The organism is Shewanella glacialimarina, assembly GCF_020511155.1.
Lineage (GTDB): Bacteria > Pseudomonadota > Gammaproteobacteria > Enterobacterales > Shewanellaceae > Shewanella > Shewanella glacialimarina.
The window spans coordinates 2,077,365-2,094,111 of sequence record NZ_CP041216.1; the positions used below are offsets into that span (position 1 = coordinate 2,077,365).

Genomic DNA, 16,747 nt, shown 5'->3' on the forward strand with positions numbered 1-16,747 from the left:
CTGTAATAAAGTCCCTTGTTTTAAACTATACCAATAGTTTGTTACCACTTTTAAGCGTGATGTTTTTTATGCTGCAATTTTCGATGTGATTATTTATTTGCCACTTAACTCTAGTCATTCAAAGTGATTAAGGCGCGGATATTAGTCTCACTGCGTCGATTGATGAACCGCCCCAAACGTATTCGTAATGTGATGATTGTACAATCTCTTCGACGCATCTTGGAGTGAATAGCGCGTAGCAAGCCGTTAATGGGTTTCTTACCGACGTATAATGAATGCCTTCAATTGCAGATTTTCGCTGCTGTGCTCCAAACTGCTGTGCTTCGCTATAATTGGTTTGGTGGTAAATAGGCGACTTTGACATGGCTTCTAAACTTGTCACTGTGCTGTCAGTTAATGTGGCAGTAAATACACAGCGTAAACCTCGCATGATAATCGTATCATAATGAACCCCTTTGATAGCCATTAGCATTTTTTGTTGATGATATTTTGTTTCAGCAATAGCTGTGTCGATATCATTGGCAAGATAAAGCACCCCGAACGAGCCATTAGAGAAACGACTGCCATCTTTATTGATGTGGGTAAAAGGGGCTGTGGCGTATGAGCAGCCATTAATACCAAAAGGTATATCAGCCTTATTGACTAAATCAATATGGCCAAGCTGATCCAGTAACCTTGGATTGGTTAGACTTTGTAACGCAAAAATAGTATCAAAATCTTCGACAGAAGCGACGTCATCAAACATCGAAATGGGTGGAAACTTTGAATTGATAAGCCTATATACAACCTGATGCTCAACGGTTGATATTGTCGTCATTACCAGCCACCACTTCGCATGCTATCCACACGACTAAATACTTCATGCAGTTCAGGAAAACCTCCACCTTTTATAATATCCAGAGGTTTACGCCCCTCAAAATAAGGATTGGCGTTTTCCATTTGCATAAAGCCATATACGTTTTCAGTGTTAGAGAAATACATTCTAAGTGCTGCGTGAATGTTCAGTATGTAACTAATGCGTGTTAACTGATCTTTGTCGAGCACGAATTTCGCCTCTGGCTTTTTAAATGCAAAGTAAGAAGAGCGAGGTAAACGTAAAATATTGAGCATATCTTTTGGTGCACAGCCCCATTTTTCTAGAATAGTTACAGCGGCACTAAAACCCACTTTTGAGGTCTTTGCATCTGCAAAATCAATGTTTGATGTATTGGTATTGTATGCAGTCATAACAATTACTCTCCGTTTTACATTTAAGCTAAAGTCTTAACAGGTGTTTATGCTAGCTATATTAGCACCATATGTGTCTTATTTTAGACCTATATTTATTTTTAGTCTAATTTAAGATTAAGATTGTTATTAATAGGTACCCTGATGCGATTGAGTCTGTAGAGTCTAAATGAGGTTAACACTGGTAAAAATAGCCTTAGGGAAGGACTTTATCGTAAGAGAGTGGTAGATGGTGCTTAAAGCCTGCATAAACAAACTTGAACTTGAACATGAGCTTGAAGGCAGAGAAGTTGAATGAGCGTATAAGATAATTAAGGTGGAATTATGACTTACTGATACTTAATTGATATTTAGGTATCTGATAAATAGAAAAAAGCAGAATAATGTCATAAACATTATTCTGCTTAGTGATGCTAACTATGATGTTAGCTAAGTCGTATTAAAGACTTATAGCGCGAAAGTACGTGATACAGAGATCACTGCGCGGGTATCACTTGCATCGCTATCTAGGCTGGTATCTTCTACTGCTAGGTTAAAGTCGAAACCTTCCCAGCTTGTCATGTATTCTGCACGATAATGGTTGTAAGAAGCATCGTCGCCCCATGCCCATTTGTCTTCGTCTTGCGACGTTGAACGGTCAAAGCTGACACGAATGTCATGACCTTCAGCAACCGTAAAAGTATGCGCTGCCATTATGATGTAATGACCTGCATCAACACCAAAATAATCCCATGTATACCAAAAGTTTAATTCACTTTGCCCCAGTGATGATGCATAACCAAACTTGGTGTATAGCTCTGGGTAGTAATATTCATCAGAGGCATCATCACCATGATAGGTGTAATAAGCAAGACCAGCATCGATAGATAATTTGTCTGTTAGCTCATAATATTTACCTGCGTAAAAATCAAGTTCTAACCAAGTATCATCCGCGTCACCAAAGTCTATATTTGATGCCCAAGAACCCACGTACCAACCATCATCGGCTGCATAGTCTAAGCTGGCTTGTAATGCCGGGCCGCTGTCAGTTTGGCTAACACCGTTAAAAGTGTAGTCAGACGTTGCATTAACTGTGGTACTTAACTCTCCAGCCATGAGTGTAGTTGGTAAAGCGAATAAGCTTAATAGTGCTAATTTTTTAATTGTGGTGTTCATCATCATTCCTTTTTCATTATTGATTTAGTCTAACAACTCGATCTTATTGAAATCGATTTTATTATCTTTTGGAGAGAGTTCTATTGCTCCTACTTTACGGTAGTTAGATTTTAAGATGTAAAGGAAACAGCTTAGTATCAAGCCTATGGCAAGCGCGCCTACCCATTGGATCTCTAAAAAGTCTAGTTTGAATAGTAAGGTTAAGCAACTTAGCAACACAATATTTCCGATGATGTAAGTAACTTTACCAAAACGCTCAACCGTTAGGTTCAAGTTGTCTGTATATAATCGGACTAGCGAATCGAGTGAGTTAATCACAAATGTGATGCCTACAATTACCATCGCAAGGTTGTAGAAGCCTGATGTATCGATACCGTTTGAGCTGTAGTAATAAAGTACGGTGAACCAAATTGCGATGGGTATTGAAGGGAATACCATCATAGCGATTAATACTTGATAGGTTTTCATTCCACCGACAAAACGTGAAGTAAATTGGCCAATCATGATGCTCCATGCAAACCACCAAAACAGATAAAACTCATGGTAATCATTTATGGGTAATACAAAGTTATGGATATTAGCAAAGTAGTCACCTATTAAGGCAAACGTGGTAAAAAACTCACCAACACTAGAGTCGTCTGATAAAAAGGCACCAGACCACATGACTGTGATTAAACCGAAGAATAACCAGGTGCTGCCTAAACTAAGGTAACGAACATAGCGAATACTGGTACTTGAATAGACTGCTGCTGAGATAACCAAAAATACGATTAAGTAGAAACCGCTAACAACGGATTCACCATTACCTAATTGCGGTAAATACCAAGGTAAGTTAGTCAATAATAAGTAGGCAGTAAAGGCACAAGTCCCGATAATGACGAGATTATTGATAAATTTAATCAGCGGAATTTCAAAATATTTTACTCTTGGTTCGATAACACAGAAGTAAAAACAGGTTAAAAAGTAAAAAGCCCAGATTAAACAGGCCCAAAAACCAAACTCAATAGCCAGCGGATTACTAAAACCATATTCCGGACTAGCAGCTAAATCGGCATATCCTGCAAATTCAGTTAACGGGAACATGATTAAGCCAACATCAAGCCCTGAGGTGAACAAAATCGCAATAAAGGTAAATTTACGCACCGGTGTGACACCAATGCACTGCATGTTACCCCAACGATAAATCACAAATGCGATAGCGGAAAAAGCAAATAAAATGCCTATTGATAACCAGGTTGTCATTATTTGACTCCTGAATAAAGGGTGTGTGCAAACATAGTGTTGGCTCCTTGTTGTATGTTTTTAATGCCATAGAACAATTTTTAAAGGCTAAATGCCCTCAAGCCTTAAGTATCGTGCTGACGATAGTTAAACCCTGATAGATTGATCTTGGCTAAATTGGCCATTTACAAAAAACGTAGGTTGGCCATCAACCTGTTATAGATGGGTAATAAATAATACCCATCAACTTAATAAGTCTTAATTAATTGGTCGCTTAGGTGCTTGCAAGCGTTGTGATGTTTGCCACTTTTCGGCCACCGTCACTTTTGCCATACTTGGCGCCAGTGGCGTGTTACCTAAAATTAAATCGGCAGCGCGTTCGGCAACCATAATGGTAGGTGAGTTTAAATTGCCATTAGGAATAGTTGGAAAAATAGATGAGTCAACTACTCGTAAACCTGTGATACCGTGAACTTTGGTATCTGAATCGACGACGGCCATATTATCTTGCCCCATTTTGCACGAGCAAGAAGGGTGGTAGGCGCTTTCTACTGAACGTCTGACAAAACTGTCAATTTCTTCATTGGTTTGTATTGCTAAGCCCGGTTGAATTTCTTCACCTCGGTATTCATCTAAGCCCGGTTGGTTAATAATCTCACGGGTTAAGCGGACACAGGCTCTAAAGCCTTCTATATCATCTTGATGTGATAAATAATTGAACTGAATTTGTGGTGCAACTTTGGCGTCATTTGATACCACGGTTACAGCACCTCGGCTTTTAGGCTTGTTGTGACCGATATGTACTTGAAAACCATGACCTGCAAATGCTTCTTTACCGTCGTAGCGCATAGCTGCGGGTAAGAAATGATATTGTAGATCTGGCCACTCTAAACCGGCTTTTGAGCGGATAAATCCACATGACTCAAAATGGTTCGTTGCGCCTAAACCCGACTTATTTAAAATCCAACGAGCACCAATAAACAGTTTGTTTAAAGGATCAATTTTGCCATTAAGAGTAATCGGCTTTAAGCACTTAAATTGGAAGTAAAACTCTAAGTGATCCTGCAGGTTTTGACCTACACCGGGTAATTGATGAACTTGCTCAATACCTGCACTGGCTAAAGTACCCGCATCGCCAATACCGGACAGTTGCAAAATATGCGGTGAACCAATTGAGCCTGCCGATAACACCACTTCTTTATTACAGTTAATATCAATTATTTGTCCTTTGCGTTCATAACGCACGCCGACAGCGGTTTTACCTTGCATGATAACTTTGTGTACTAAAGCATGAGTAACTACAGTTAAGTTCGCGCGATTCATTGCTGGGCGAAGGTATGCATTTGAGGTAGACCAACGCACACCGTTTTTAACTGTCATGTGCATCGGGCCAAAGCCTTCTTGCTGACTGGCATTGTAATCACTCGTCGCGAGATAACCGGCATCGACACCTGCATCAACAAAAGCTTGATATAAGGGGTTTTTCATTTCATTACCGTTATTAACCGCTAATGGTCCTTGGTCTCCACGATAATCATTAGCACCAAAAGCCCAAGTTTCAGCTTTTTTAAAGTAAGGTAAACAGTGTGAATAGTCCCAGTCTTTAGCGCCTTGTTGCTGCCACTCGTCAAAATCACGGGCATGACCACGGACATAAACCATGCCATTAATTGATGATGAACCGCCTAACACTTTGCCACGAGGGCAGTGCATGCGACGATTATCTAAATGTGGCTCAGCTTCTGTTTCAAATTGCCATGCATACTTTTTAGTATTCATTGGGATTGATAACGCGGTTGGCATCTGGATAAAAATGCTTTTATCGCTACCACCCGTTTCAAGTATTAACACGTTATTACTCGGATTTTCGCTCAAGCGGTTGGCTAATACACAACCTGCGCTACCTGCACCGACAATAATGTAATCATATTGATTTTTGATTTGTTTAGACATTAATTGGTCACTCCTAAAATGGACTTTCAAGTGACTGCATACCCACGTAAACAGCTTTAATTTGGGTGTATGCCTTTAATGTTTCTGAGCCATTTTCGCGTCCAATACCCGACATTTTGTAACCACCAACTGGCATTTCTGCAGGAGAGGCGCCATAGGCATTTATCCAACAAATACCGGCCTGCATTTGATGGATAACACGATGAGCTCTAGTTATGTCCTGGGTAAATACTCCTGCTGCTAACCCTAAATGGGTGTTATTAGCTCGGCGAATCACTTCATCTTCATCTGTAAAGGTTAATACTGACATTACCGGACCAAAGATTTCTTCCTTAGATAACGTCATTTCATCAGTACAGTCTGTAAAAATAGTCGGCGCGACAAAAAAACCGTTCGGGGCATTGCTAGGCTTTAATGCACCACCGCCAGTTAATAAAGTCGCACCTTCTTTTTTACCTATTTCAATATAATCGAGTACTTTTTGTTGATGATCGCGTGAAATTAATGCGCCAAAATTGGTGTCCGGATGCATAGGATCGCCACAAACTATGTTCTGCTCAGTGCGTTCTTTTAGACGTTGAATAAATCGCGGATAAATATCTTGCTGTACAAAGACTCGTGTGCCGTTGGTACAGACTTCACCTTGAGTATAAAAGTTAGCTAACATTGCCGCTGATACGGCATTCTCAACATCGGCGTCGTTAAAAATAATCAACGGCGACTTACCGCCTAGCTCCATGGTCACTTCTTTTAGTGTTCCAGCCGCTGCGGCCATGACTTTTTTACCGGTTTCGACTTCGCCAGTAAATGACACTTTGGCTATATCGGCACTGCTGGTCAGCCATGCGCCCACTTTCCCGTCACCTTGAACAACATTAAATACGCCATCTGGCACACCCGCTTGAGTGAATATTTCCGCTAAGCGCATTGCGCCACGCGGGGTTTCTTCTGAAGGTTTGAAAATCATTACATTGCCGCAAGCTAGAGCAGGGGCTGCTTTCCAACAGGCAATTTGTAATGGGTAGTTCCAGGCACCAATACCGGCACAAATACCTAATGGCTCACGACGAGTATAATAAAAGTCTGCGCCTACAGACTGTTGATTGCCTTCAATACTTGGGGCAAGACCTGCAAAGAACTCTATAGAGTCGGCGCCAGTAACGATATCGACAACCGAGGCTTCTTGCCATGGCTTACCCGTGTCCAATACTTCGCCAGCAGCAAGATCATCATTTTGCTCACGTAGTAGGGCAACGGCTTTTAATAAAATGCGGCTACGCTCAATAGGGCTCATAGCTGACCAAGTAGCAAAGCCCGCTTTTGCGCTTTCAATCGCGGCTTGTTGCACCGCTTCAGTAGCCACTTCAACTAAATAACTGACTTCGCCAGTAGCAGGGTTGATGACCTGGAAGGTTTCGCCACTGCCGTTTGCAATGTACTTACCGTGAACATAATTTTGATAGGTGATTAACGCTGACATTCAATTTCTCCGTGTTGCACGATCACAGCCTTGATAAAGGCTTTAGATAAAGTTTGGGCTTGCTTAAATTCTTCTGTAGGGTTTTGACTTAGCGCACTGCGTAACCAAAAACCGTCAATAATTGCTGCGGTTTGCTTTGCTGCATTAATGGCTGCCATATTTGGCAATAATTGTTTGAACGAAAAAAGCAGGTTGCTATATAAGCGTTGGCTATTAATGTGTTGAAGTCTTGCCAGTCCCGGGTCGTGCATTGCTTGAGACCAGAAGCTTAACCATGTTTTTGCCGCAGCGTTTGAACGTTGTAAATCGGTAAAGTTGGCTTCGACTATCATTAATATTCTTGCCATTGGGGTTAAGGTTTTACCTGATGTTCTTGCCAGTAATGATTGCTTTAATTCTTCAAGTAAGAATTTCTGTGTAGCTTGGATCAACCCTTGCTTACCACCAAAGTAGTGGCTAATAATCCCTGATGACATGCCAGCTATTCCACTAATGGTGTTAATGGTCGTTTTGTTCAGTCCAAAACGTTCAACAGACATCAATGTGGCTTCAATTAACTGCTGTTTCCTGACATTTTTCATTACAGGTCTTGGCATTAATTTTTTCCTTTTTATAACGTAAAGATTATTGATTGAACGTTCAATTAGCAACAATCCTAATGATTAGAGCACTAACTATCAAGTGTTTATTTGAACTGGATCACGCTTGTCGACTCAATATTCTGTTAAATATTATTGTTATAGCGTTGCATGTATATGTTTTATAGACATTAAAATTATTTTATTTAACAATGCTAATTTAATTACTTACTTAGCTAAAGGTTTGTGCTGAAACTATTGTTATTGCCATTTTCACACTGGGCCTGATATTTGAGTTGAATCCTAGCTAAGTTGAATGCTTTAGATTATCAAACTGTAAGAAGCGAAAAATGAGAAAGTACCGCTTGTTACCTTGCTGAAAAATGTGTTGTGTTGGCAATATATGACTTTGGCAAGATGTGGCTGTACTAGACTAAGTTCGACCTTAGATAAACTCTAAAAGCGGTATTTTGATTATTAGGGATAATTAACGCGCTTGGATTAAGCTTAATAGCGGTTTCAAATGTTAAGATGTGGCTACAATTGATTGTTGTTTTGATAATTAACTCATTAAAGCGTGTTGATGAAAAAATATTCCATGATAAAACAAACAGGAAAATAAAATGGATAGTGCAGCAATGATCATGTGGAGCGTGCTATTTGGCGCGATTGGAATGGGCTATGTTGTTTACGGCAAACGTCAAAAAGCGATTGTTCCATTATGTGTTGGTATGGCTTTGATGGTGTTTCCGTACTTTGTTGCGAATGTGACTACCTTAGTGATTGCTGGGTTTGTCTTGGTGGCAACACCCTATTTTTTACGCGCCTAATTAATTTGCCTTGCTTAGCCTGAACTCTTTACTGATAGGTATTGATTTAGTAAGTGTTAAAGCTCTGGTTATGCCGCTCATTCAAATATGATAATAGAGCGACGTAACATCAAAGCTAATGTTGGTTTTTATGTCTACGCTGTTAATTTATGTTTTATTTGAGTTTGTTTCATTTTAATCTAATTAATGTAACTCTAATCCATTTCAACAAAAATAATGCCTTTTCGTTGTATGTATCTCAATCTCCAGCCAAATAGAATAGCGGCAGAGGTTAGTCCTGCTATAAGTCCAATCCAGAATCCATGAGCGCCCATAGCGGGGACTACGTAGTCGGTATAGGCTAATACATAACCTAATGTCATTCCAATAAACCAGTACGAGAATAGAGTAATGTAGAAGGCACTACGAGTGTCTTTATAACCACGTAACGCGCCCGCGGCTACAACCTGAATAGAGTCCGATATTTGATATAAGGCTGCCATTAACATCAAGCTACCCGCTAGTGCAACAACCTCAGGGTTATCATTATATAGTAGAGCTATTTCATGTCTAAATATGACGGTTGAAATAGCGGTTAACATGGCTAAAGATAGCGATAATCCTAGGGCGACATAAGTGACTAATTGCGCTATATCAGTTCTTTCTCTGCCAAGATAATACCCAATGCGAATGGATGCCGCTATGCCAATGGACAAAGGCAACATGAATACTATGGATGAAAAGTTTAAAGCAATTTGATGGCTTGCTACCACATTGGCACCCATTGGCGCTAAAAATAATGCGATAACCGCGAATAGACTTACCTCGAAGAACAGTGCCATTGCGATAGGAAAACCCAGTTTGGCCATTGATTTCATTGTGGACCATTTAGGGGCATAAAACTGTTTAAAGGGGGCAATTTCAATAAACTTCTTATCAATGAGCATATAGATGGTCATAGCAATTAACATTGCCCAAAAGACAATAGCAGTTGCTACTCCACAGCCAGCCCCACCCATTGCTGGAATGCCAAAGCCACCATAAATAAAGATATAGTTTGCTGGAATGTTGACTGCCAAACCAACAAAGCCAATTACCATAGTGGGCAGAGTATAAGAAATGCCTTCGCTGCAACCGCGAAGCACTTGATATAACGCAAATGCAGGTGCGCCCCAAAGGATGCCATCAATATAACCGACAGTTAAGCTATTCAGCTGTGGCTCTAAATCCATTAAATCTAAGATATAGCTTGATGACGCTAAAAATAACATCACACCCAAGGCGCCAATTATGGCAATATATCCCGCCTGAAAGACTAAGTTTGGGATCACCTTTTGGTTATCGGCGCCATGATGCTGGGAAAATACTGGTGTGAAGGCCATAAGTAGGCCTTGAACAAATAAGATGGCCGGTAACCATAAACTTGTACCAACAGCGACAGCGGCCATATCGACAGCGCTGACACGTCCTGCCATAACAGTATCAATAAAGCCCATCATAGTTTGAGTCACTTGGGCGATCAATATTGGTAAGGCAAGTTGTATTAAGCGCTTGGCTTGAAAGCCGGTGTTGTTCATATTAAGCCTATTAATAAACGAGAGTTATTTTATGTTTACAGGAATTGTACAAGCCACATGTGAAGTGGTATCGGTTCAACAGCAAGCTGGATTGAAACGTTTTGAAATTGCGTTAAAGCCTGAATTGCTTACCGGATTACAAACAGGAGCCAGTGTTGCGACCAATGGTGTTTGTTTAACGGTTACTAAGATATCGAATGATAAGGTTTTTTTCGATGTAATGGAAGAATCATTAGGTCTAACTAACCTAGATAAAGTACAGCAAGGTGACCAAGTTAACATTGAGCGTTCGTTAACCTTTGGCAGTGAAATTGGCGGACATATTCTCTCGGGGCATATCCATACACAAGCTGAAGTGATATCGGTGAGTGATACCGCTGAGCATTATGATATTGAGTTAGCCTTAGATGCAAAGTGGAAAGACTATGTGTTTTATAAAGGCTTTGTCGCGGTTAATGGCTGTAGCTTAACAGTAGGGCAATTGACGGAACGTGGCTTTAAATTGCACCTTATTCCAGAAACACTGAGACTAACTAATATCAAAGCTCACCAAGTCGGCGATAAAATGAATATTGAAATTGACAGTCAAACTCAAGTTATTGTCGATACGGTTGAGCGTATATTAGCTAAGAAGCAACAGGGTTAGTTTCGGGCGACAACCAAGCCAGGTATTAATATATTTGCTCGTCATCTGAATCAATAAATAGCTGAATGGTTCGCCTATTGTCATCTAAATGCATTTTTATATGGATAGGATTACAACATATGCGGCAATCATCATAATATTCTTGATCGCCAGAACTGGCATCAATGGTTAAATGTTGATGATGACCACAATGTGGGCAGCTTATTGATCGCGACAATAATCTCATATCTTGTACTCCTGTGATGGAATTTAAGTCATTTACTGTGCTTTATTAAATATAGCCCTATTTTAGCTATACCGCATCGAGTGTAATTTATGAATTTATTCAGCTCTGGCAGTATTGAAAGCCGTTAAAGGTTGATTCATTACTATGTTGTCACATACAATCGAGCGCTACATTTTTGGGTAACTAAGACTCTTGTACTGTCTTTATTTCAAAAATGTGTTCATAACTTTTATTCATTATTTACCAAGTGGCCCTACGTGTGGGTCACCACTGGACAAGGAATTTTCATGCCTATTATTACATTGCCTGATGGCAGCAAACGTGAGTTTGCTAATCCAGTATCTACCCTTGATGTTGCTGCAGACATCGGCCCAGGTTTAGCAAAAGCCTGTATTGCTGGTCGCGTTAACGGTGAGCTAAAAGATGCTTGCGATTTAATTTTTACCGATGCGGATTTATCTATCATCACGGCTAAAGATGAAGAAGGTGTTGAAATTCTTCGCCATTCTTGTGCGCATTTGTTAGGTCATGCTATTAAGCAGCTGTGGCCTCAAACTAAAATGGCCATTGGTCCTGTTATCGATAACGGTTTTTACTATGATATCGATTTAGAGCACAAGCTTACCCAAGATGACATAGATGCGTTAGAAAAACGCATGCTAGACTTGGCCAAAACAAATTATGACGTAGTCAAACGTGTTGTTTCTTGGCAAGAAGCCCGTGATGCATTCAGTGCGCGCGGTGAAGAATACAAAATTGCCATCTTAGATGAAAACATCAGCAAAGATGCAACGCCTGCACTATATGATCATGAAGAATACATCGACATGTGTCGAGGTCCGCACGTGCCGAACATGCGTTTTTGTCAACACTTTAAGTTAATGAGTGTTGCTGGTGCTTATTGGCGCGGTAACTCTGATAACAAGATGTTACAACGCGTTTACGGTACGGCTTGGGCAGATAAAAAAGCCCTTAAAACGCACCTTACACGATTAGAAGAAGCGGCTAAACGCGATCATCGTAAAATCGGCAAGCAATTAGATCTTTATCATATGCAAGAAGAAGCGCCAGGAATGGTGTTTTGGCACAATGATGGTTGGAGCATATTTTTAGAACTTGAAAAGTTTATCCGTCAAAAGCTAGGTCAATACACTTATCAAGAAGTGAAAGGCCCGCTAATGATGGATCGCGTGTTATGGGAACGTTCAGGCCACTGGGATAAATACTCAGAAGCTATGTTTACTACTAATAGCGAAAGTCGTGAATATGCCATTAAGCCGATGAACTGTCCTGGTCATGTTCAAATTTTTAATCAAGGCTTAAAGTCATACCGTGACTTGCCATTGCGTATGGCTGAGTTTGGTTGTTGTCATCGTAATGAACCATCGGGTTCACTGCATGGCTTGATGCGCGTGCGAGGCTTTACCCAAGATGATGCCCATGTTTTCTGTACTGACGATCAAGTGCAAACAGAAGTGAGTGCATGCATTCAAATGGTATATGACACATATGGCACATTTGGTTTTGAAAATATTGTTGTCAAATTATCAACTCGACCTGAAAAGCGTATTGGTGACGACGATATGTGGGATCGTGCTGAAGAAGCATTAAAGCAAGCGCTTAAAGCTAATAATATCAAATATGATATACTACCTGGCGAGGGTGCTTTCTATGGTCCTAAGATTGAATTCACATTACATGATTGTTTAGATCGCGCTTGGCAGTGTGGTACTGTACAATTAGATTACGCGTTACCGACTCGTTTAGGTGCAACGTATGTTGCAGAAGACAATAGTCGCCAAACGCCGGTAATGATACATCGTGCCATTCTTGGCTCATTAGAACGTTTCATCGGTATCTTGATTGAAGAGTATGCTGGTAAATTCCCAACATGGCTTGCACCTATGCAAGTAGTTGTGATGAATATTACTGACAAACAGTCTGAATATGCAGAAGAAATTGTAAAAAACTTCAAAAAACAGGGCATTCGTGCATCTTTTGACTTGAGGAATGAGAAGATAGGCTTTAAAATACGCGAACACACCTTAAGACGTGTGCCTTATTTGTTGGTCGTAGGTGATCAAGAAGTTGAGAATAAGGAAGTTGCGGTGCGTACACGTGATGGTATTGATTTAGGTAAGCTTAAAATCGAAGATTTTGCTACCATGATACATCAACAGATTTCGCTCCGTAGTCTAAAATTGTTGGAGGAATAGGTCATAAAGATCAAAAGAACAGCAGGGCGACAACCAGCGCCTAATAGAATCAATGATGAAATCACCGGTGTTCCTGAAGTCCGTTTATCGGACATAGATGGTGAGCCCATTGGTATCGTTAGCATTAAAGAAGCTCAAAGCGTCGCGGATGAAGCAGGGGTAGACCTTGTTGAAATCAGTCCAAACGCTGAGCCTCCAGTTTGTCGCATAATGGACTACGGTAAGTTCCTTTTTGATAAAGCGAAAGCGCAAAAGGAACAAAAGAAGAAGCAGAAGCAGGTTCAGGTTAAGGAAATAAAATTCCGTCCTGGAACTGATATAAACGACTATCAGGTAAAACTACGCAACCTGATTCGTTTTCTAGAAGATGGGGACAAAGCGAAAATTACGCTGCGTTTCCGTGGTCGCGAAATGGCACACCAAAACCTAGGTATGGATCTTTTGAACCGTATCAAGGCTGATTTGGAAGAGTATGCGGTTGTTGAATCTTTCCCGAAAATGGAAGGTAGACAAGCAATTATGGTGCTAGCACCTAAAAAGAAATAGTAGGGCAACCTAAAAGTAGCAAAAGTCTCTTGAGGCTTTTGCTCGCCTTACGTTTATTAAATATCCCAATGCGGAGTTTTAGAAATGCCTAAAATGAAAACAGACAAGGGTGTGCAAAAGCGCTTCAGAAAAACCGCTAATGGTTTCAAGCGCAAACAAGCACACTTACGTCATATTTTGACCAAGAAGAGCACTAAGCGTAAACGTCACTTACGTGCAAAATGTTTAGTCGCCAAGTCTGATGTGCCAGCAATTGCACGTCAACTACCATACGCTTAATTAAAGGAGCAATGAACAATGCCTAGAGTTAAGCGTGGTGTAACCGCTCGTGCTCGTCACAAGAAAGTACTTAAACTAGCTAAAGGTTATTATGGCGCTCGTAGCCGTACTTTCCGTGTTGCTGTTCAAGCAGTAACTAAAGCTGGTCAATATGCTTACCGTGACCGTCGTCAAAAGAAACGTCAATTCCGCCAATTATGGATTGCACGTATCAATGCGGCTTCTCGTCAAAATGGTCTGTCTTATAGCCGTTTCATTAACGGTTTGAAAAAGGCGTCTATCGAAATCGATCGTAAGATTTTGGCTGACATCGCTGTATTCGACAAAGTTGTATTTACAATTTTAGTTGAAAAAGCAAAAGAAGCTTTAACTAAGTAATTAGTTAATCGGCTTTGAAAAAGGAACCTTAGGGTTCCTTTTTTTATAACTGTTTTTTGAATAAAATAGGTATTGTTGATTTAGATTAGCTAATAATTTAGCTTTCGTTTGCATAAAAGGGACCGCTAGAAAGCTTGTTTATACCTAGCAGAGTTAATTAGTTGGATTAATCATTATTTATCAGCATAATAGTCAAGTCAGTAAACAGTGATATTGGACGATGTAATTGATCTGGTCTTTAAACTGAGCCAGTGATATTTAAAAGCTTTCAGACCGTCTTGTTTGCCGCTTATCCAGTTGAATTATTTTTATTAACTGAAGCTTATTCGACCCTATACGCCGAGTTAGCCAAACCTCGGAACCTATAGATTGAATACCTATCATGGCTGGGTTGTTCATCTCTTCGCTAGATTTGATGCATTTAAACTAGAATTACACTATGAGTATCTACTAAAACTGTGAAATCAAACACGTCTCAAATTCCGCATAAGCTAGCGAGTTTAACCACATTGGTTGCCGCTGAATTTAGTGTAGGCGGTTCATTATCCCGTCATGTGCATCAGTACCGTAGTCGTCAAACCCAGACTGATATGGCGATAGCAGTAAGTGAAGCTATCGCAAAAAAAATCAACTTAATTTTGGAAGCAGGTACAGGGGTCGGTAAAACCTTTGCTTATCTTATTCCTGCGTTATTAAGTGGCAAACAAGTCGTTGTGAGTACCGGCAGTAAAAACCTGCAAGAACAATTATTTTTAAAAGATCTCCCTGCATTGCTAACCATGTTAGATATACAACCAAAAATTGCTTTGCTTAAGGGCCGCAATAACTACTTATGTCAATTGCGCTTAGATAACCAAATGAAGCATGCCAGTCAGTATCGGGAGCAGGCTTTAGATGACTTACTTAAAATAAATCAGTGGGCGGTACTCAGTAAAGATGGTGACATAGGTAATCTAACGTCAGTGTCTGAAAATTCAACCATGATCTCAAGCATTGTCAGTACCAAAGAAAGCTGTACCGGCAAGAAGTGTAATTTTTATGACGTGTGTTTTACCCGCAAAGCACGTGTTAAAGCCATGGAAGCAAAGCTGGTCGTGGTAAATCATCATTTATTTTTTGCCGACAGATTACTCAAAGACACTGGTTTTGCTGAACTGCTTCCAGATCCTGATGTTGTCATCTTTGACGAAGCTCATTTAGTGCCCGATATTTGTATCAGTTATTTTGGTAGTCACATCAGTAGCCGTGAAATCGATAAGCTGTTAAACAGTTTAGTCACTATACACAAACAAAAAATTCGCGACAGCATTCAGATTGAACACTTTGCTAACCGCTCAATCATGCAACTAGCTCAGTGGCATAATGAGATGTTTGACAGTGGTAAAACTGATTGGCGTCAGGTGTTATCGACTAAAGCACTTATTGTTAGTGCTTGGGCATTACATCAATCATTAACCGAATTAAGTGAATTGCTGACACACCACTTAGGCCGCGATGATGATTTAGATAATGCTTTTGAACAAATCCACGAATTGAATGAAAGATTAAAAATATTTTTCGAATGCCAAGACCCTCAAGCAGCTTACAGTGTTGAATATGGGCCACGGTTTATCACACTTCGTGCTTCGCCTATTAATGTCTCTAAGCAATGTGAGCAGCTGTTTGACCCTAAAATCAGTTGGGTTTTCACTTCGGCAACACTACAAGTTAACCGTCAGTTATCTCATTTTGCAAAAGAACTCGGGCTACATAAAGCGACTCAGGTTATTTTAGACAGTCCATTTGATTATCCTAACCAAGCGATGTTCTGTGTGCCACGGCATTTGGGCAAAGTAGGGCAAACCCAGAATAGCGCTAAGCAATTGGTTGAGGTATGTGTAAAGGCAATAAATGCAGCGCAGGGTCGTACCTTCATTTTATTCACTAGCCATAGTATGTTAGAACAAGTTGCGGGTTTATTACGTAGCCAAGTGAGTTACCCATTACTGGTACAAGGCCAGGGCAGTAAGCAAAGCTTATTGAATAAATTCCGTCAATTGGGTAATGCTGTACTACTCGGTACCGGCAGCTTTTGGGAAGGTGTCGATGTTCGAGGTAAATTGCTGAGCTGCGTAATCATCGATAAGTTGCCTTTTGTGTCGCCTGATGATGCTTTATATCGAGCAAGAGCCGCTAGCGCAGAACGACAAGGACTTGATCCTTTTACGACTATTTCATTACCCCAAGCTGTTATTGCATTAAAACAAGGTGTCGGCCGGCTTATTCGTGATGAGAAAGACCGTGGTGTGTTGATTTTATGTGATAATCGCATTGTTAATCGCTCTTATGGGCAAGCTTTTATTAATTCATTGCCGCCAATGCATCGTACCCGTGATTTAGATACGGCGTTGCACTTTTTAAAACAAATCCCATAAGTTATCATAGCGACCTAATTTCTGTTCCACATTGGTTGTAAA

16 protein-coding genes are annotated in these 16,747 nt (G+C 40.4%); 7 read left to right on the forward strand and 9 right to left on the reverse strand.

The genetic code is table 11. The features are described 5' to 3' along the window. Positions 1 to 127: 127 nt before the first annotated feature. The 7 genes from FJ709_RS08975 to betI form a co-directional block, all read right to left on the reverse strand. Complete coding sequence (locus tag FJ709_RS08975) at positions 128 to 817, reverse strand: RES family NAD+ phosphorylase (protein WP_226415595.1); 690 nt, start codon at positions 815 to 817, stop codon at positions 128 to 130. Beyond that, positions 817 to 1,227 carry an antitoxin Xre-like helix-turn-helix domain-containing protein gene (locus FJ709_RS08980; RefSeq protein ID WP_226415596.1) on the reverse strand — a complete coding sequence of 137 codons (411 nt, stop codon included), beginning with the start codon at positions 1,225 to 1,227 and terminating at the stop codon, positions 817 to 819. Before FJ709_RS08980 ends, FJ709_RS08975 begins: the two co-directional genes overlap by 1 nt. Before the next feature lie 447 nt (positions 1,228 to 1,674). After that, on the reverse strand, positions 1,675 to 2,382 hold the full coding sequence (locus FJ709_RS08985) for a TorF family putative porin (RefSeq protein ID WP_226415598.1): 708 nt from the start codon (positions 2,380 to 2,382) through the stop codon (positions 1,675 to 1,677). A 24-nt stretch (positions 2,383 to 2,406) separates the two neighbouring features. Further along, positions 2,407 to 3,624, reverse strand: coding sequence for a BCCT family transporter (locus FJ709_RS08990; protein WP_226415600.1), 1,218 nt, complete (start codon positions 3,622 to 3,624; stop codon positions 2,407 to 2,409). A 237-nt stretch (positions 3,625 to 3,861) separates the two neighbouring features. Then, positions 3,862 to 5,556, reverse strand: coding sequence for a choline dehydrogenase (betA, locus tag FJ709_RS08995; RefSeq protein WP_226415601.1), 1,695 nt, complete (start codon positions 5,554 to 5,556; stop codon positions 3,862 to 3,864). A gap of 13 nt (positions 5,557 to 5,569) precedes the next feature. Continuing rightward, positions 5,570 to 7,036 carry a betaine-aldehyde dehydrogenase gene (betB, locus tag FJ709_RS09000; protein ID WP_226415603.1) on the reverse strand — a complete coding sequence of 489 codons (1,467 nt, stop codon included), beginning with the start codon at positions 7,034 to 7,036 and terminating at the stop codon, positions 5,570 to 5,572. Continuing rightward, positions 7,024 to 7,632, reverse strand: a complete 609-nt coding sequence (gene betI / locus FJ709_RS09005) for a transcriptional regulator BetI (RefSeq protein WP_226415605.1) — start codon at positions 7,630 to 7,632, stop codon at positions 7,024 to 7,026. Before betI ends, betB begins: the two co-directional genes overlap by 13 nt. Before the next feature lie 605 nt (positions 7,633 to 8,237). Here betI and FJ709_RS09010 point away from each other — a divergent pair. After that, a complete protein-coding gene (locus FJ709_RS09010; RefSeq protein WP_226415607.1) occupies positions 8,238 to 8,444 on the forward strand; it encodes a hypothetical protein in 207 nt (68 codons plus the stop codon). A 194-nt stretch (positions 8,445 to 8,638) separates the two neighbouring features. On the opposite strand, the gene FJ709_RS09015 is transcribed toward FJ709_RS09010, so the two are convergent. Beyond that, positions 8,639 to 10,000, reverse strand: a complete 1,362-nt coding sequence (locus tag FJ709_RS09015) for an MATE family efflux transporter (protein WP_226415608.1) — start codon at positions 9,998 to 10,000, stop codon at positions 8,639 to 8,641. A 31-nt stretch (positions 10,001 to 10,031) separates the two neighbouring features. Here FJ709_RS09015 and FJ709_RS09020 point away from each other — a divergent pair, with 31 nt between their 5' ends. Then, a complete protein-coding gene (locus FJ709_RS09020) occupies positions 10,032 to 10,646 on the forward strand; it encodes a riboflavin synthase subunit alpha (protein ID WP_226415610.1) in 615 nt (204 codons plus the stop codon). Positions 10,647 to 10,671: 25 nt separating this feature from the next. Here FJ709_RS09020 and FJ709_RS09025 read toward each other — a convergent pair whose 3' ends face one another. Next, positions 10,672 to 10,872: a CPXCG motif-containing cysteine-rich protein gene (locus FJ709_RS09025; RefSeq protein WP_226415612.1), complete on the reverse strand. Its 201-nt coding sequence runs from the start codon at positions 10,870 to 10,872 to the stop codon at positions 10,672 to 10,674. Between the two features lie 287 nt (positions 10,873 to 11,159). Here FJ709_RS09025 and thrS point away from each other — a divergent pair, with 287 nt between their 5' ends. The 5 genes from thrS to FJ709_RS09050 all read left to right on the forward strand — a co-directional run bounded on the left by thrS (position 11,160) and on the right by FJ709_RS09050 (position 16,705). Next, positions 11,160 to 13,088, forward strand: coding sequence for a threonine--tRNA ligase (thrS, locus tag FJ709_RS09030; RefSeq protein ID WP_226415614.1), 1,929 nt, complete (start codon positions 11,160 to 11,162; stop codon positions 13,086 to 13,088). A gap of 3 nt (positions 13,089 to 13,091) precedes the next feature. Next, positions 13,092 to 13,634, forward strand: coding sequence for a translation initiation factor IF-3 (infC, locus tag FJ709_RS09035; protein WP_264177979.1), 543 nt, complete (start codon positions 13,092 to 13,094; stop codon positions 13,632 to 13,634). Positions 13,635 to 13,718: 84 nt separating this feature from the next. Beyond that, positions 13,719 to 13,913, forward strand: a complete 195-nt coding sequence (gene rpmI / locus FJ709_RS09040) for a 50S ribosomal protein L35 (protein WP_055023949.1) — start codon at positions 13,719 to 13,721, stop codon at positions 13,911 to 13,913. An 18-nt stretch (positions 13,914 to 13,931) separates the two neighbouring features. Then, the gene (gene rplT, locus FJ709_RS09045; RefSeq protein WP_226415616.1) at positions 13,932 to 14,291 is read left to right on the forward strand and encodes a 50S ribosomal protein L20; all 360 of its coding nucleotides are present in this window, start codon (positions 13,932 to 13,934) and stop codon (positions 14,289 to 14,291) included. A gap of 458 nt (positions 14,292 to 14,749) precedes the next feature. Further along, positions 14,750 to 16,705, forward strand: coding sequence for an ATP-dependent DNA helicase (locus FJ709_RS09050; RefSeq protein WP_404830025.1), 1,956 nt, complete (start codon positions 14,750 to 14,752; stop codon positions 16,703 to 16,705). The last annotated feature ends 42 nt before the right edge of the window (positions 16,706 to 16,747 follow it).

What these genes read in the sequence shown, in the direction of transcription:
- FJ709_RS09015 (WP_226415608.1), bottom strand. Translation starts at nt 10,000, where the DNA reads ATGAACAACACCGGCTTTCAAGCCAAGCGCTTAATACAACTTGCCTTA.
- rplT (WP_226415616.1), top strand. Translation starts at nt 13,932, where the DNA reads ATGCCTAGAGTTAAGCGTGGTGTAACCGCTCGTGCTCGTCACAAGAAA.
- betA (WP_226415601.1), bottom strand. Translation starts at nt 5,556, where the DNA reads ATGTCTAAACAAATCAAAAATCAATATGATTACATTATTGTCGGTGCA.
- betI (WP_226415605.1), bottom strand. Translation starts at nt 7,632, where the DNA reads ATGCCAAGACCTGTAATGAAAAATGTCAGGAAACAGCAGTTAATTGAA.
- thrS (WP_226415614.1), top strand. Translation starts at nt 11,160, where the DNA reads ATGCCTATTATTACATTGCCTGATGGCAGCAAACGTGAGTTTGCTAAT.
- FJ709_RS09025 (WP_226415612.1), bottom strand. Translation starts at nt 10,872, where the DNA reads ATGAGATTATTGTCGCGATCAATAAGCTGCCCACATTGTGGTCATCAT.
- rpmI (WP_055023949.1), top strand. Translation starts at nt 13,719, where the DNA reads ATGCCTAAAATGAAAACAGACAAGGGTGTGCAAAAGCGCTTCAGAAAA.
- betB (WP_226415603.1), bottom strand. Translation starts at nt 7,036, where the DNA reads ATGTCAGCGTTAATCACCTATCAAAATTATGTTCACGGTAAGTACATT.
- FJ709_RS08985 (WP_226415598.1), bottom strand. Translation starts at nt 2,382, where the DNA reads ATGAACACCACAATTAAAAAATTAGCACTATTAAGCTTATTCGCTTTA.
- FJ709_RS09010 (WP_226415607.1), top strand. Translation starts at nt 8,238, where the DNA reads ATGGATAGTGCAGCAATGATCATGTGGAGCGTGCTATTTGGCGCGATT.
- FJ709_RS08980 (WP_226415596.1), bottom strand. Translation starts at nt 1,227, where the DNA reads ATGACTGCATACAATACCAATACATCAAACATTGATTTTGCAGATGCA.
- FJ709_RS08975 (WP_226415595.1), bottom strand. Translation starts at nt 817, where the DNA reads ATGACGACAATATCAACCGTTGAGCATCAGGTTGTATATAGGCTTATC.
- FJ709_RS09020 (WP_226415610.1), top strand. Translation starts at nt 10,032, where the DNA reads ATGTTTACAGGAATTGTACAAGCCACATGTGAAGTGGTATCGGTTCAA.
- FJ709_RS08990 (WP_226415600.1), bottom strand. Translation starts at nt 3,624, where the DNA reads ATGACAACCTGGTTATCAATAGGCATTTTATTTGCTTTTTCCGCTATC.